This is a genomic window from Nocardia sp. NPDC087230 (assembly GCF_044744725.1).
GTDB lineage: Bacteria > Actinomycetota > Actinomycetes > Mycobacteriales > Mycobacteriaceae > Nocardia > Nocardia canadensis.
In genome coordinates this window covers 17,946-32,657 of record NZ_JBIUYV010000018.1, presented here as the reverse complement: position 1 = coordinate 32,657, position 14,712 = coordinate 17,946, and the positions used below count along the sequence as shown (strand labels likewise).

General features: G+C 69.8%; 15 protein-coding genes. 9 read left to right on the top strand and 6 right to left on the bottom strand.

The annotated features are described in order from the left end of the window. The first annotated feature begins 121 nt into the window (after window positions 1–121). Window positions 122–340 carry a hypothetical protein gene (locus ACIO52_RS31675; protein ID WP_218717821.1) on the top strand — a complete coding sequence of 73 codons (219 nt, stop codon included), beginning with the start codon at window positions 122–124 and terminating at the stop codon, window positions 338–340. A 76-nt stretch (window positions 341–416) separates the two neighbouring features. Here the strand turns inward: ACIO52_RS31675 and ACIO52_RS31670 are convergent, their stop codons facing one another. Continuing rightward, window positions 417–1,307: an aminoglycoside phosphotransferase family protein gene (locus ACIO52_RS31670; protein WP_402648998.1), complete on the bottom strand. Its 891-nt coding sequence runs from the start codon at window positions 1,305–1,307 to the stop codon at window positions 417–419. A 408-nt stretch (window positions 1,308–1,715) separates the two neighbouring features. Between ACIO52_RS31670 and ACIO52_RS31665 the strand changes: the two genes are divergently transcribed. From ACIO52_RS31665 to ACIO52_RS31635, 7 genes are all read left to right on the top strand, one after another. Beyond that, window positions 1,716–2,492, top strand: a complete 777-nt coding sequence (locus tag ACIO52_RS31665) for an MHYT domain-containing protein (protein ID WP_394358720.1) — start codon at window positions 1,716–1,718, stop codon at window positions 2,490–2,492. A gap of 100 nt (window positions 2,493–2,592) precedes the next feature. Next, complete coding sequence (locus tag ACIO52_RS31660; RefSeq protein WP_218717822.1) at window positions 2,593–2,781, top strand: hypothetical protein; 189 nt, start codon at window positions 2,593–2,595, stop codon at window positions 2,779–2,781. Between the two features lie 226 nt (window positions 2,782–3,007). Continuing rightward, window positions 3,008–4,198 carry a lipid-transfer protein gene (locus tag ACIO52_RS31655; RefSeq protein ID WP_402648995.1) on the top strand — a complete coding sequence of 397 codons (1,191 nt, stop codon included), beginning with the start codon at window positions 3,008–3,010 and terminating at the stop codon, window positions 4,196–4,198. A gap of 31 nt (window positions 4,199–4,229) precedes the next feature. Beyond that, complete coding sequence (locus ACIO52_RS31650) at window positions 4,230–4,670, top strand: SRPBCC family protein (RefSeq protein WP_218717824.1); 441 nt, start codon at window positions 4,230–4,232, stop codon at window positions 4,668–4,670. After that, on the top strand, window positions 4,667–5,563 hold the full coding sequence (locus ACIO52_RS31645) for a MaoC/PaaZ C-terminal domain-containing protein (protein ID WP_342800914.1): 897 nt from the start codon (window positions 4,667–4,669) through the stop codon (window positions 5,561–5,563). The genes ACIO52_RS31650 and ACIO52_RS31645 overlap by 4 nt, the downstream gene beginning before the upstream one ends. Then, the gene (locus tag ACIO52_RS31640) at window positions 5,550–6,428 is read left to right on the top strand and encodes an SDR family oxidoreductase (RefSeq protein WP_218717826.1); all 879 of its coding nucleotides are present in this window, start codon (window positions 5,550–5,552) and stop codon (window positions 6,426–6,428) included. Before ACIO52_RS31645 ends, ACIO52_RS31640 begins: the two co-directional genes overlap by 14 nt. A gap of 2 nt (window positions 6,429–6,430) precedes the next feature. Further along, window positions 6,431–8,647 carry an acyl-CoA dehydrogenase gene (locus tag ACIO52_RS31635; protein ID WP_402648991.1) on the top strand — a complete coding sequence of 739 codons (2,217 nt, stop codon included), beginning with the start codon at window positions 6,431–6,433 and terminating at the stop codon, window positions 8,645–8,647. A 6-nt stretch (window positions 8,648–8,653) separates the two neighbouring features. Here the strand turns inward: ACIO52_RS31635 and ACIO52_RS31630 are convergent, their stop codons facing one another. Together ACIO52_RS31630 and ACIO52_RS31625 are read right to left on the bottom strand one after the other, a co-directional pair. Further along, entirely contained in the window at window positions 8,654–10,096 is a 1,443-nt protein-coding gene (locus ACIO52_RS31630) for an amidase (protein WP_402648989.1), read from the bottom strand. Between the two features lie 54 nt (window positions 10,097–10,150). After that, window positions 10,151–10,585 (bottom strand): hypothetical protein, encoded by a 435-nt coding sequence (locus ACIO52_RS31625; RefSeq protein WP_402648986.1) that lies wholly within the window; start codon window positions 10,583–10,585, stop codon window positions 10,151–10,153. Window positions 10,586–10,740: 155 nt separating this feature from the next. Between ACIO52_RS31625 and ACIO52_RS31620 the strand changes: the two genes are divergently transcribed. After that, the gene (locus ACIO52_RS31620; RefSeq protein WP_218717830.1) at window positions 10,741–11,433 is read left to right on the top strand and encodes a TetR/AcrR family transcriptional regulator; all 693 of its coding nucleotides are present in this window, start codon (window positions 10,741–10,743) and stop codon (window positions 11,431–11,433) included. Here the strand turns inward: ACIO52_RS31620 and ACIO52_RS31615 are convergent. From ACIO52_RS31615 to ACIO52_RS31605, 3 genes are all read right to left on the bottom strand, one after another. Next, window positions 11,381–12,034 carry a TetR/AcrR family transcriptional regulator gene (locus ACIO52_RS31615; RefSeq protein WP_342800919.1) on the bottom strand — a complete coding sequence of 218 codons (654 nt, stop codon included), beginning with the start codon at window positions 12,032–12,034 and terminating at the stop codon, window positions 11,381–11,383. The genes ACIO52_RS31620 and ACIO52_RS31615 overlap by 53 nt on opposite strands. Then, entirely contained in the window at window positions 12,034–13,494 is a 1,461-nt protein-coding gene (locus ACIO52_RS31610) for an alpha-L-fucosidase (RefSeq protein ID WP_402648983.1), read from the bottom strand. Before ACIO52_RS31610 ends, ACIO52_RS31615 begins: the two co-directional genes overlap by 1 nt. Before the next feature lie 121 nt (window positions 13,495–13,615). After that, window positions 13,616–14,704, bottom strand: a complete 1,089-nt coding sequence (locus tag ACIO52_RS31605; RefSeq protein WP_402648980.1) for a lytic murein transglycosylase — start codon at window positions 14,702–14,704, stop codon at window positions 13,616–13,618. Window positions 14,705–14,712: the final 8 nt, after the last annotated feature.

Here is a 14,712-nt window from a genome sequence, read left to right as displayed (position 1 = left end):
GGGGCGCCGCGTCATCGCGGCATCACGAAAAGCTCATCGTCGCTGCTCATGAAATCCTCACGCGCGCTTTGGTTCTCTGGTCCCGGCCCGGAGACGACCGGGTCGGGACGAAAGGAACACCATGACCATCAAGTCCGTGATCGCCGCCACCGTGATCGCCGCCGCCTCCGTGGCCGGCGCGGGCCTGGCCTCGGCCGCGCCCGCGCCGATGCTGAGTGGCTTCGTCGGCAACTACGCCACCTACGAAGCCTGCGCCGCCGACGGCGCCTCGCCGAGCACCGGTGGCGCGCAGTGGGAGTGCGTCGAGGTCATCGGCGGCTGGGATCTGTACACCTACTGACCCGGGTAGATCCGCTCGCGGCGGCCCTCGATGTCGACTCCCCGAGACATCGAGGGCCGATCTGTCTCGCCGGGCTTCACGTCAGGGCGGTGGCGAGCTGATCGGTTGCGAAGACCAGCCACTCGGGATCGCCGTGGACGCGGCCCCACAGCGCCTCCCGCACCGCGCCGGCCTGTGTCCAGCGACGTGCGCGGGCCGGGTCGATCTCGGCTGCGTCGCAGTAGATGTCGAGCAGGCGCAGGATTCTCGCCTTCGGGTGCGCCGCGCGGAGGTCGCGATCGAACCGGGGGCTGCGGATCACGTTGAGGGCATCGCAGGCGGGATCGCCGACCATGCACTTGGGGTCGATCGCCAGCCAGGGTTCCCGCTCGGACGCCAGCACATTGGCATCGTGCAGGTCGCCGTGGACGAGCAGGTTCGGCTGGTCGGGGCCGAGTTCGCGGAGCGTGGCGAGGGCCGCGTCGATCACCCGGCGGGGCAGTGGTTCGCCGAGCGCCGATGCGGTGGCGCGGATATCGCGTTCCCAGTCCACCGCCTGATCGGCGAGCCGGGGGAGGCCGGCGGGCGCTTCGACGGCCAGCCTGCGGGTGAGCGCGCCCTGGATCGTGACGGCCCGCTCCGGATCGGTGACGGTCGCCAGGGTGGCGCCCGCGCGCTCGAGCAGCATCGCGTACCGGCCGTCGTCGCGTTCGTGGAGCCGGACCGCCCCGCGACCCTGCCACGCGGTGAAGGCGTCGGGTTCGTGGCGGATACCGGGGTGCGGGTACGAGACCTTGATGACCGCGGGGGTCAGCTCCCGATGCCGGACCGGCACCACGATGCCCACTTCGCCGTGCATCGTCGGCCCGTCGGGGGTGCACGACCATCGGCCGAGAAGCTCGGCGACCGTGCCCGGCAGTTCCGCGAGCCAGACCCGCCCCGGGCCGTCGAGGTAGTTGCGGGCGAACGCCGCAGGCACGGCGATCACCCGGCGGCGCCGATCGCCACTGCGACCTGTTGCACGGTCCTCCGATGATCGCCCGGATTCGAATCTCCGCAATCTATCGGACGGAGGCGCGAAACATGTTTCGCGGCAGCTGAATATGCGTACCTGCCCAGTTGTCCGACGTATCGAGACCGGAATTGCTGACCGAATGCCGAAGGGCTTCCATGGGAGGGTACTCCGGCGAGTCGGTGGTGAAATCTCGACGGTAGTTATTGGGGGTAACGATGCAATCCGTCACATACGCACTGAGAGAAGCCTTCTGTGATCAAAACTACCATCTGGACTAGTGTCCAAATGCTGGAAATTTGCCGGTAGTTCAGTATTCTCGCCGCAGGTCGGATTTCGTTGTGCCACAGCAGGGCTGTGGCACCGATGCGAGGGTTGCACGGCGTGCTCGACATCTATCACTTCTCCTACGGCTGGATCACCCCCGTTCTCGCCTACTTCATGTCCTTCCTCGGTTGCCTGCTCGGGTTGCAGTGCGCGGCGCGCGGACGCAATGCCGGTAAGGGGCGCGCGGGCTGGTTGATCAGTGCCGCGGTCGCCATCGGCGGGACCGGCATCTGGGTCATGCATTTCATCGCGATGCTCGGTTTCTCCATCGCTGGCTCGGAGATCCGCTACGACGTTCCGCGCACGCTGCTCAGCGCGGCGACGGCGATGATCGTCGTCGGGATCGGCCTGTTCATGGTGAACAAGCCGCAACCCACGCTCGTGTCGCTGATCGGCGGCGGCACCATCACCGGCCTCGGTGTCGGCGCCATGCACTACACCGGCATGTCCGCGATGAAGTCCCATGCCGCCCTGTCCTATGACCCTCGGCTCGTCGCGGCATCGATGGTGATCGCGGTGGTCGCCTCGATCGTGGCGCTGTGGTTCACGCTGCGCGTCAAGGGGTTCCTGGCGACGGTCGGCGCCGCGATGATCATGGGTGTCGCGGTATGCGGGATGCACTACACCGGGATGGCCGCGATGCGTGCGCACGAAGGGCATCACAGCTCGGCGCCGCCGCCGGGTGTGGAGGCGATGCAGCTGCTGGGGCCCCTGATCGGGATCATCAGCATGGTGACCATGCTCGTGCTGATCAGCGTGAGTCTGTCGGAGATCGAGAACGAGGACGCGCTGCCCAGGATGCGGTGGAGCGCGACATCGCGCACCCGCCGCTGAAGTATCCGCAAACGTTCAGCTATGTTAGTTTTCCTTCGAACTCGACCGTCGGGGCAGCGGGCGGTCGCGTGAGGTTCGCTGCAGTGTCCAGGGAGTGCGGATGTCGTCGAGTGTTCCGGTCGGTGCTCGGGTCGTCGTCGGTCGGCGCAGGCCGTTCTCCGATCCCGGTTTCGAGCGCTTCATCGCGCTGGCCGATGGTCTGTCGGTCGAGTCGCACGAGATTCTGATCGGCTTCGCCGAGCGCTTGCGCGCCGTCGAAGGCATCCCCGTCGATCCGCTGGTCGACTAGCTCGTCTCACCCTCGCTCTCGGGGGCTTGTCGCACTGTGTCCAAGTATTCGGGACATATGACTCACTAAATCTGTGCAGGTCAGCGTTGTTCGCGCGTGATCTGGGGCTGTGTGCTGTCCAGATACTGGTGTCACCCAGGTATTGACCTGGACGTCGTGTCCAACCTAAATTACAGGGACATCGTGTCCCACATACTGGGGGCGCGCGGCACACAGGAGTGCGTACATGACACAGAAGGTGTTCGTCGTCGGCGTCGGCATGACGAAGTTCGAGAAGCCCGGCGAACTGGAGTGGGACTATCCCGACATGGCCAGGGAGGCGGGCACGAAGGCGCTCGCCGACGCCGGGATCGACTACCACCAGGTCGAGCAGGCCTATGTCGGCTATGTGTACGGCGAGTCCACCTCGGGTCAGCGCGCGGTCTACGAGCTCGGTCTCACCGGCATCCCGGTGGTGAACGTCAACAACAACTGTTCGACCGGATCGACCGCGCTGTACCTCGCGGCGCAGGCGATCCGCGGCGGGCTGGCCGAATGCACCCTCGCGCTGGGTTTCGAGAAGATGCAGAAGGGCTCGCTGGGTTCGACTTTCGACGACCGTGAGCAGCCGATGATGCGGCACCTGCTGGCGCTGGCCGAACTACAGGAGTTCGCGATGCCGCCCGCGCCGTACATGTTCGGCGCCGCGGGCAAGGAGCACATACAGCGCTACGGCACCACCGCCGAGCAGTTCGCGAAAATCGGGGTGAAGAACCACAAGCACTCGGCGAACAACCCGTACGCGCAGTTCCAGAAGGAATACAGTCTCGAGGAAGTCCTCGCGGCCAAGCCGATCTACGGCCCGCTCACCAAACTGCAGTGCTCGCCCACCTCCGACGGCTCCGGCGCGGTGATCCTGGCGAGTGAGGACTTCGTCGACCGGCACGGGCTGGCCGATCGCGCGGTGGAGATGGTCGGGCAGGCCATGGTCACCGACCTGCAGTCCACCTTCACCGATCCGACCGCGATCAATCTGGTCGGGGCCGACATGTCGCGCACCGCGGCGCTGAAGGTCTACGAGCAGGCCGGTATCGGCCCCGCGGACATCGACGTCATCGAACTGCACGACTGCTTCTCCACCAACGAACTGCTGACCTATGAGGCGCTGGGCCTGTGCGCGCCGGGCGAGGGTGGTCGTCTCGTCGACGACGACGCCACGACCTACGGCGGCACCTGGGTCGTCAACCCGTCCGGTGGCCTGATCTCGAAGGGCCACCCGCTCGGCGCGACCGGCCTGGCCCAGTGCAGCGAGCTCACCTGGCAGCTGCGCGGCACCGCCGACGCCCGCCAGGTCGACGGCGCGCGCATCGCCCTGCAGCACAACATCGGTCTCGGCGGCGCGGTCGTGGTGACCGCCTACCGCCCGGCCGTCCGCTGATCCCCCCACGAAATCATCGAGGAGTAACCCCATGGCATCCGTGACCGTTTCCACCGATCTCCCTGTCACCCCCGAGCAGGCGTGGGCACGCCTGAGCGATCTGGCCAATTGGGAGGACTGGCTGACCATCCACCAGGGCTGGCGCAGCGAGCTCCCCGCCGAGCTGACCGCGGGCGCGCGGTTCATCGAGGTCGTGTCGGTGATGAACATGGCCAACAAGATCGAATGGACCGTGGCCGAGGTCGACCCGAACACCTACCTCAAGATCACCGGCACCGGCATGGCCGGTGTCACTGTCGAATTCGCGTTGAAGGTGGAACCGACCGCCACCGGCTCGAGCGCCGCGTTCGACGCGAGCTTCAAGGGCACGATGATCGTCGGCCCGATCGGCAAGGCCGTCGCCAAGCACGCCGAGGCCGACTTGAAGGAGTCGATGGCGAAGTTCACCGAGCTCGTCGGCTCGGCCGCGTGACCACCGCGGAATCGGCCGGAGTCGTCTTCGACGGCTCCGGCCTGGGGGAGTGGACCGACGAGGAGCGGTTCACGGTCACCGCCGAGCGGATCGCGGAATACGCCGCGGCGACCAACGACCCGATCGCGGCGCACCTGGCCGGCGAGATCGCCCCACCGGTGTTCGCGGTGGTCCCGGTGTTCACCTCGATGGCGCCCGCCGCCCTGTCGGTGGCGCCGGTGGAACTGCTGATGAAGCTGGTCCACGGCGAACAGGACTTCCGGTTCCATCGCCCCATCCGGGCCGGTGACGACCTGGTGGTGCGGGCCAAGCCGATCGGCTACGCGGGCAAGCCCAACGGGTCGACCGTGGTCGTCTACGCCGAAACCCGGGACGCGGCAGGAGAACTCGTCAACGAGCAGTGGATGACCGCGTTCTTCCGCAAGGTCGACGCCGGCGCCGGTGCCGGGGAGCTCGCTCCCGATCACCGGATCACCGAGGCCGACCGGGCCGGGGAGCCGGTCGCGCGGGTCACCGCGCACATCGATCAGGACCAGACCTTCCGCTACTCGCCCGCCTCCGGTGATCCCATGCCGATCCACCTCGACGACGAGATCGCCCGCATGGCGGGACTTCCCGGCATCATCAACCACGGTCTGTGCACCATGGCGTTCACCTCCTGGGCGGCGCTGACCGAGCTCGCCGAGGGTGACACCGCGCGGTTGCGCCGTCTCGCCGTGCGTTTCGCCAAACCGGTGCTGCCGGGCCAGGACATCACCACGACCCTGTGGCGCGCCGACTCCGCGCCGGGGGTCACCGCCTACGCCTTCGAGACCGAAGCCGCCGGACAGATCGCCATCACCGACGGCCGCGTCGAATTCAACGAGGAGACACAGACTCATGGGAAAGCTTGACGGTCGCGTCGCCGTCGTCACCGGCGCCGGACGCGGAATCGGCCGCGAACACGCACTGCTGTTCGCCCGCGAGGGTGCGCAGGTCGTGGTCAACGACCTCGGCGGCGCCAACGACGGCTCGGGCAGCGACGCCGGGCCCGCCCAGCAGGTGGTCGACGAGATCGTCGCCGCCGGTGGCCGGGCGGTCGCCAACACCGACGACATCGCCACCTGGGCGGGCGCGAAAGCCCTCGTCGACCAGGCGGTCGGCGAGTACGGCTCGCTCGACGTGCTGGTCAACAACGCGGGCATCCTGCGCGACGCGTTCATCGCGGGGATGGCGGAATCCCAGTGGGACGCGGTCATCGCCGTGCACCTCAAGGGTCACGCCGCCACCCTGCACCATGCCGCGGCGTACTGGAAGGCGCAGTCCAAGGCCGGTACCGCGGTCGCGGCGTCGGTGATCAACACCGCCTCGGCCTCGGGCACCTTCATGCCCAACGCAGGGCAGGCCAACTACGGCGCGGCCAAGGCAGGCATCGCCGCGCTGACGCTGGTGGCCGCCGACGAGCTCGAACGCTACGGCGTGCGGGTCAACGCGATCGCCCCGATCGCGCGCACCCGGCTGACCCTGGCGACCCCGGGCATGGGCGCGCTGTTCGCCGCCGAGGTGCCCGAGGGCGAGTTCGACGCGTTCGCCCCCGCCAACATCTCGCCGCTGGTCGCGCACCTGGCCGAGGCCGACTGCCCGCTCACCGGCAAGGTGTTCGCAGTGCAGGGCGGCGCGATCGTCGAACTGGCCGGCTGGCACGACGTGCGCACAGTCGAGACCGATGGTCCGTGGACCATCGACGAGGTCGCCGCTCGGCTGAAGGAGACGAACTAGCCATGGCACGCACCAGCTATGAGCTCGGCGTCGGCGTCAGCGCGGACCATCTGGCGCTGGCCGACGCGGTCCGCGGCTTCGTCGAGCGCACCGTCACCACCGAGATCGTCCGCGCGGCAGTCGAATCCACCGAGGCGGGCAAGCAGCTGCCGTATTGGGACGCGCTCGTCGCCCAGGATCTGCTGAGCCTGCACGTCTCGGAGGAACTGGGTGGACAGGGCGCGGGTCTGCTGACCCTGGCCGTCGCCCTCGAGCCGCTCGGGCGCGGGCTGCACACCGGTCCGTTCGTGCCGACCGTGCTGACCAGCGCGGTGCTCGCCCAGGACGGCGGGACATGGGCGCGGGCGCAGCTGCCCGGACTGGCCGACGGTTCGCGCACCGGCGCGGTCGCCCTGTCCCCGGGGCTGACCGGTGTCCTGCGGGACGACGGTGCGCTGGTCGTGGACGGGACCGCCGACGGCGTGACCGCAGCGGTGTCGGCGGATGTGGTCCTCGCGCCGGTCGCCGTCGACGGCGCGCAGCGGTGGGTGGCGTTCGAGAACGTCGACCTGACGGTGAGTGCGCAGGACTCCGTCGACGTGCTGCGCGGAGCGGCTCGGCTGCAGGCGGATTCGGTCGAGGTGCCCGCCGAGCGTGTGCTCACGGTGTCCTCGGCGCGGGTGCGGTCGGTGGCGGCGGTGGTGCTCGGCGCCGAGGCGGTCGGGGTGATGTCGTGGTGTGTCTCGACCGCGGCGGAGTACGCCAAGACCCGCGTGCAGTTCGGCAGGCCGATCGGGCAGTTCCAAGGTGTCAAGCACAAGTGCGCCCACATGGGCATCGCGCTGGAGAAGGCGCGGGCGGTGCTGTGGGACGCCGCGTTCGCTCTCGACCGGGACGACGCGAACGCCGACTACGCGGCCGCGGTCGCCGCGCTGATCGTGCCCGACGCCGCGGTCCAGGTCGCCCAGGACTGCATCCAGGTCCACGGCGGCATCGGGTTCACCTGGGAGCACGACGCGCACCTGTACTACCGGCGCGCGCTCGCACTGCGGGGACAGCTCGGCGCGCGCGACGTCCGGGCGGAGACCGTCGCCGGGTACGCGCTGTCGGGTGCGACGTTGTCCAGCGATCTGGAACTGCCCGCCGAGGCCGAACAGATCCGGGCCGCGATCCGCGCGGAACTGGCGGTGATCGCCGCGATCGACGACGAGGACGAGCAACTGGTCGCCCTCGGTGACGGCGGCTGGAACCTGCCGCATCTGCCGCGCCCCTACGGCCGGTCGGCCACCCCGCTCGAGCAGGTGGTGATCTCGCAGGAGATCAAGTCCTCGGGCATCCCGATGCCGCAGCTGCTGATGGGCACCTGGGCGGTCGGCGCGATCGTCCCGCACGGTGACGAACGGCAGAAGCGGGAACTCGTCGTGCCGACGCTGCGCGGCGAACTGGTGTGGTGCCAGCTGTTCAGCGAGCCCGGCGCGGGGTCGGACCTGGCGAGCCTGACCACCAAGGCGACCAAGGTCGACGGCGGCTGGCGCATCTGCGGTCAGAAGATCTGGACCACGGTCGCGCAGTTCGCGGACTGGGCGATGCTGATCGCCCGCACCAGCCCGGACAAGCCCAAGCACGAGGGCATCACCTATTTCGTGCTGGACATGTCGACACCGGGCATCACCGTCCGACCGCTGCGGGAGATGACCGGTTCGGCGCTGTTCAACGAGGTGTTCCTCGATGATGTGTTCATCCCCGACGAGAACGTGGTCGGCGCGGTCGACGACGGCTGGCACGTGGCCCGCACGACGCTGGCCGGCGAGCGGGTGGCGCTGAGTCAGAAGATGGAGGCCTACGCCACCGATACCGACCTGCTGCGGTTCGCGATCGGCCGGGAGCTCTCGCCGGTGGCGCGCTACCACGTCGGCGAGCTGATGGCCGAGAGCCGGGCGGTCGACGTGATCGGGTCGCGGGTGGTGCTCAAACAGCTCTCCGGCATCGACGTGTCCACCACGTCCAGCGTCGGCAAGCTGCTGGGAATGGGCCTGGGACAGGCGATCTCGGAGTTCGTCGTCGCCGAACTCGGGGTCGCGGGTGTCGTGTCGGTGCCGGGCGAGCGCAGCGACCACGCGATGGAACAGCTGATCGCCGGTCGCGCCACCACGATCTACGGCGGCACGACCGAGGTGCAGCTCAATGTCATCGGTGAGCGGATGCTCGGCCTGCCCCGGGACGCGTCGGTGACCGCCTGAGCGCGGTCACAGCCGTGGCCGCACCCACCCGCCGAAGGCGTCCTGGAGGGTGAGCGCCGCGGCGATCGTCAGGTGGTCGCGGCCCGCACCCGCGACCACCTGCACACCCAGCGGCAGACCGTGGCTGCCCCGGCCCAGCGGCACCTGCGTCACCGGCAGCCCGGCGAGGCTGAAGGGGGCGACCGCGTCGGTGTGCCACGGCCGGCCGGTGGTGTGGCCGTGCCGCGGCGCGACGGAGGTGAGCGTGGGATGCAAGAGCAGACCGTCACCGATGGTCTCGGCGATCTCGGCGGCGGCCTCGTGAGCGGCGCCGGTGATCCGGCGCGCGGGGCCGGCGGGCACGCGGGCGGCGAGGAGTTCGCCGAGCGCGAGCAGCCGGGTGGGCAGGGTGTGGTCGCCGCGTGGGTCGACGAGTTGTCGGGGAGCCAGGATGTCGGCACCCTCACCGCGCATGATCTCGGCGAAGCTGATGCCGGTCTCCTTCGCCAGCACCATCGCGGTGAACAGTCCGATCATGCGCAGCGATCGCATCCGGACCCGGACGATCTCGGCGCCGGCGTTGTCCAGCGCGGCGGCCGCGCGATCGCGGGCGGCGAGCACTTCGCGGCCGACGCCGGGGGCGAACGCCCCGTCGAGCAGCACGACCCGCACCCCGCGCAGCGAGGTGGTCGCGGGGTCGCCGAGTGCCATGTCACGCGCCAGCGGGTCGATGCCGTCCGGTCCGGCCATGATGCGCAGCAGCGGCAGCAGATCGTCGGCGCGGCGGGCGATCAGGCCGTTCGCGCACAGCGCCGCGACGCCGTAGGGCGGGGGCCAGGCGCCGGTGGTCGGCAGCAGGCCGGTCGACGGACGATGCCCGAAGACGCCGTTGCAGAACGCCGGAATGCGGATGGACCCGAGCGTATCGGTGGCCAGGCCCAGCGGCGATCCACCGCTGCCGACCGCCGCGCCCTCGCCGCCGGAGGACCCGCCCGCCGTGCGGGTCCGGTCGTGGACATTGCTGGTGCGTCCGTACACGCGGTTGTCGGTCTCGATCCACATGCAGCCCTCGGCGGTGTTGGTCAACCCGAGCACGATCGCACCGGCGTCCAGAACACGGTGCACCACAGTGGCATTCGCGGTCGGCCGGACGTGCCTGCGGGCCAGGACCCCCGCCGTATTGGGCAGCCCGGCCACGGCCAGCGACTCCTTGACGGTGATCGGCACACCGAACAGCGGCGGCAGCGTCGCGGGGCCGGTCGCGAGGTGCGCGTCGGCCGCGTCGGCCTGGGCGCGCGCGGCCGCGTAGCGCTCGACGACGACGGCGTTCGTCGCGGGAGCGAACCGTTCGAGCACGGCGATGTGGGCATCGACCACCGCGCGGGCGCGCACCGCACCCGCGCGGATCGCGGCAGCCAGGCCGAGGGCGGACTCGTCGGTGATCGTCGTCTCGACCGGACTGGAACTCATGCGTTACAGTATTACGCACGATGTCAACTCGACTGCCTGTTGCCGGGCGGCTGTTCAGGGCACGCTGTGGGCGAAGACCAGGATGCCGCCGATCAGCAGGGCGATGACCTTCGCGACCTCGAGCGCGATATAGGCGTGATGGCTGTGCGATCGCGGTGCGTCGAGGCCGGCGAGCACGGCGTCGCTGCGGCGGGTCAGGCGCGGGCGCACGATCGCGACCTGGACGGCGAACACGACCATCGCCACCGTGAGCGTCCGGGTCGCCGCCGTGCCGGGGGAGTCGAGGAGGATCGCGACGAGAATCGTGATGGCGAGGACGAGTTCGGCGATATTGAGCGCGCGGAAGACCAGCCGGCCGATGCCGAGCCCGATCGGCACGGTCACCCCCGGCGCCCGGAATTTCAGTGGTGCCTCCAGGAACGAGATGGCCAGCACCATGCCCAGCCAGCAGAACGTCGCTGCGGCGATCACGGCCGACGCGGTCGTCATATCGATCGGGTCCTCTCCGTCGGCGTTCGTCCCCGACCACACCAGGATCGCCGATGGCCACGGATCTGTCCCGAGTCCGCCTCGGCCGGGTACCGGACCCGGCTGGGATACTGTCCGGGCCGGATCGCCCCGATCCGGTGCCCGATGGGAGGAATGTGACCGCACAGCGCGCCGATGGCCGGGCCAGTCGGTGGGACCGGCACCGCGCCGAGCGTCGGGACCGGATTCTCACGGCGGCGCTGACGGCCGTGCAGAGGCAGGGCGCCTCGGTGGGCGTGCAGGAGATCGCCGATCTCGCGGAGGTGCCGAGGTCGGTGCTGTACCGGCTGTTCAAGGACCGCCAGGACCTCGACGAACAGTTGCGGGCCCGCATCGTCGACGACCTGATGGCGGTGCTCGCCCCGACTCTCAATCCCGAAGGCACCGTGGCCGAGGCCATCGCGCGCTCGGTCGACACCTACGTGGGCTGGATCGCCGCCAACCCCCGGCTGCACTACTTCCTCGGCGCCGGGTCGGCGGCGGAGAAGCGGCCGAATTCGCCGATCGTCTCCGGCACCAAGATCGCGATCGCGGGCACCGTCCGTGAGGTGTTCGAGAACGCGCTGCGGGCCCAGTCCGCGCCGGTGACGATCGCCGAGCCGATGGCCTTCGGCCTGGTCGGCTTCGTCGACGGCAGTGTGAACCGCTGGCTGAGCCGCTCCATGCAACCGATGGACGCCGCCGAACTGTCGTCCTACCTGCAGGGGGCCATCTGGGCGATCGTGGACAGCAGTCTGCGCCAGGTCGGTGTGATGCTCAATCCGCTGACGCCGATGGCCGATCTGGTGGCGCCGCCGGCCGAGGACTGACAACCGCCGTGGTGGCAGCCCGGACCGCGGCGAGCAGTTCGCTGGTGCAGCTCGCGAGGTCGAAGTCGGGTTCGGCGGCGACGCGGGCGATCACGCCGTTGCGCAGGGACAGCACGAACCCGGCCATCATGTCGGTGTCGAAGGCCCGGAATTCGCCGTCGCGCTGACCACGGGCCAGCAGGTCGGCCAGCTTCGCCCGATCCGCGGCCGCGAGCTCGCCCAGGATCGCGCTGTCGGTGGAGGCGGACTGGATGCGCAGCATCGCGACCAGATGGTGACGGTGCTCGCGCAGGAACGCGCTGTTCGCGGCGAGGAACCCGGCGAGCTGGTCGGCGGCGGTGCCCGGCTCCGTGCGGGCCACTACGAAGGCGGTGAAGTCGGCCAGGATGGTTCGCATCACCTCGGTGATCAAGTCCTGTCTGTCCCGGAAGTGGTAGGAGATCATCCCGGTGCTGCTGAGTCCGGCCCGGCGGGCGATCGCCGCGAAAGAAGAACGCGCGTAATCCGTTTCGGCGATGGTATCGATGGCCGCGCGCACGATCTGGGCGCGCCGGGCCTGCTCGGTGACGGTGCGCACGTCGCGACGTCCCGACCCGGTCATCACCACCCCGTGATCGCGAGCGTGAAGGCGTGCGGTTGCGGCGCGGCCCCGGCCGGCAGTTCGACGAGCAGGTCGCCCTCGCGTCGCTTCCAGGTCAATGCCGGTGGTCCGCCCACCAGGCCGACCGTGGCGCTGTCGGGGATCGTCAGCTCGCGCAGGGTGATCGGGCCGACGGGCTGGTCGGCGAGCACGATCGCGTGCACCGTGTCGCCGCGACGGGTGAAGCGCACCGCGTGCCCGTCGGTCGTGGTGGTGGCGGTCCGGTCCCCGGCGACCGTGTCGTAGATCGCCTCCGCGTTGCGCCCGAGCCAGGTGCCGAGGGCGCGCAGCGGCTCGCGCTGGAGCTCGGGAATCCGTCCCTCGCCGTCGGGGCCGACATTCAGCAGGAGATTGCCGCCGGCGGCGACCACGTCCACGAGCAGGTGGATCGCCTGGACCCCGGTGAGTGTGTCGGCGGCGGTCTCCGCGGCGTTGTACCCGAAGGACCGGCCGAGGCCCCGGGTCAGTTCCCACGCACCCGAGGGCGCCGCGGTGGGCACGGCGTATTCGTGGGTCGCGAAGTCGTAGTGAAAGTCCTTGGGCGGGTCGGGAATCGGCCTACCGAGTGCGCCCATCGCCCGCAGCGCCAGCTCGAGGAAGCGCAGGTACGCGGCACGGGCGAACCGGTTTCCCGGCAGCTTCGGGCGCATCCAGCGATCGTTCACCACACCGTCGGGCACCGTGTCGTAGTAGTGCGCCATGATCTCGTGCGGATCCACCTGCGCCGGCCAGCCCATGTCGTTCCAGAGGATCGAGGGCGCGTAGGTGTCGATGAGCTCGCGCCACTGCGCGGTGGCGTAGCGCGCGTAGCCGGGGCCCAGGGCCTGATGGCGAATGAGGTCGGTCATGGTCCGCAGCGGCGTGGTCCGGAAGGTCCAGTTCATGCCGCCGCAATAGTAGAGGCCCATCCGCAGGCCCCGCTGCCGCACGGCCACCGACAGTTCGCCGACGAGATCGCGGGAGCAACGGTAGTCCGACGGCATATGCGGATTGCCGATAGCTGTCGGCCACAGGGGATATCCGTCGAGATGGCGTGCTACGAGCACGACGTATCGGGCACCCGCTTCGGTGAACAGGTCGGCCCAGTCGGCGACGTCGACCGCTCGCGCGGCCGCGTCGAACCGGGGCTGGAAGTCGGTGTAGCCGAAGTCCGCACCATAGGTGGCGGCGTGATGCATCGCGGTGGGGGACCCGGGAACCCGCATCGAATTGAGATACCACTCGGCGTACGGGATCCGGTCCGCGGTTGTCGCGCCGGTGGTGAGATCACGCATGAACGAGGTGTAGTCCGCGGTCCCTGGCGCCGCGAAGGCCGGAACCGAGTACGGACCCCAGTGCACGAAGATGCCGAGTTTGGCGTCGCGGAACCACGGCGAGACCGGGCGCGGCGCCAGGGAGTGCCTGGGCGGTGCGTAGCTCATCGGCACTCCTCGGTGTCGCGCGGTGCGCTCGGCCTTGCTCAGGTAAGCAAAAATCAGCCTACCCGAGCAGGAAATCCTCGTTCGCTCGGCTCGGGGGCTCGCGTTCATCGCGGTTTCCCACTCAGCCCTGCGGCATCGGCAGCGGGATCACCACGCCCAGCGGCAGGGTGAGCTGCGGACCCGGGGTCGGGTCGGGGTCGGCCGGTGGACGGTCGGTGTCGGCGGGCTGCGGGCCGCACAGGATCCCGCATTCGATCGCGCCGATCACCGGGAGCGACACGAGGATCACCGGCTCAGGTGGCGGGGCCGGGGTCGGTGTCATCGGTTCGAGTGCCAGTGGGGATTCCGAGGCGGGGGAGGGTGTTTCGGGAGCCGGATCCACCGGTGGCCGCGTGGGTGTGACCGGGTCGACGACGACCTCGACACGCACCGCAGCCCCGCCGGTGCGGTATCGCTCCGACCAGCCCAGGACGTCGGCCGCGTAGGCCGCCGAATAGTTGTAGCGCAGCACGGCCCGCTGCCGCGCCACGGCATCACGCAGATCGGTGTCGTCGGCGCACAGGTAGCGGGCCGCGGCCATCGTGGCGTCGAAGACATTGTGCGGGTCCGCCGTTCCGTCGCCGTTGCCGTCGGTGGCGTAGCGGCTCCAGGTGCTCGGCAGGAACTGCATCGGGCCGAGCGCCCGCACGAATCCACCGTCGGCGGCGGGGATCACCTCGTTGCCGGGCAGGGTGCCGTCGAGGGCCGGTCCGAGGATCGGGCGCAGCGTGGTGCCCGCGGTATCGGTGTTTCCCCGGTCGGCGTGGTCGGACTCGATCTTGCCGATCCCGGCCAGCAGATGCCAGCTGACGCCACATCCCGGCGTCGAGGATTGCAGGGACAGTTCGGCATTGCGGTAGGCGGCGAGGACGATCTCGGGAATACCGAGCACGCCGGTGGCGCCGAGCCCGACGGCGGTGCCGACCCCGTCGGCGACGTCGGTCGACGCGACAGCGATCGGTTCGCGCGGCGGCGTCGCGGTCCGCAGCTTGCGGGGCGGGGGTGGGGTGGGCGCCAGCAGTCCGACGACGGTCGACTCGCTCGGCGAGGACTCGACAGTGCTCGGCGCGGCGACGAATTCGGGAACCACCGGTGCGGCGACGCGGGCCGAACCGGTGACGAGCAGCCCGGCCGCGAGGATCGTGGTCGCGGCGAGAGGAGCGGAGCGCATGATGAGGA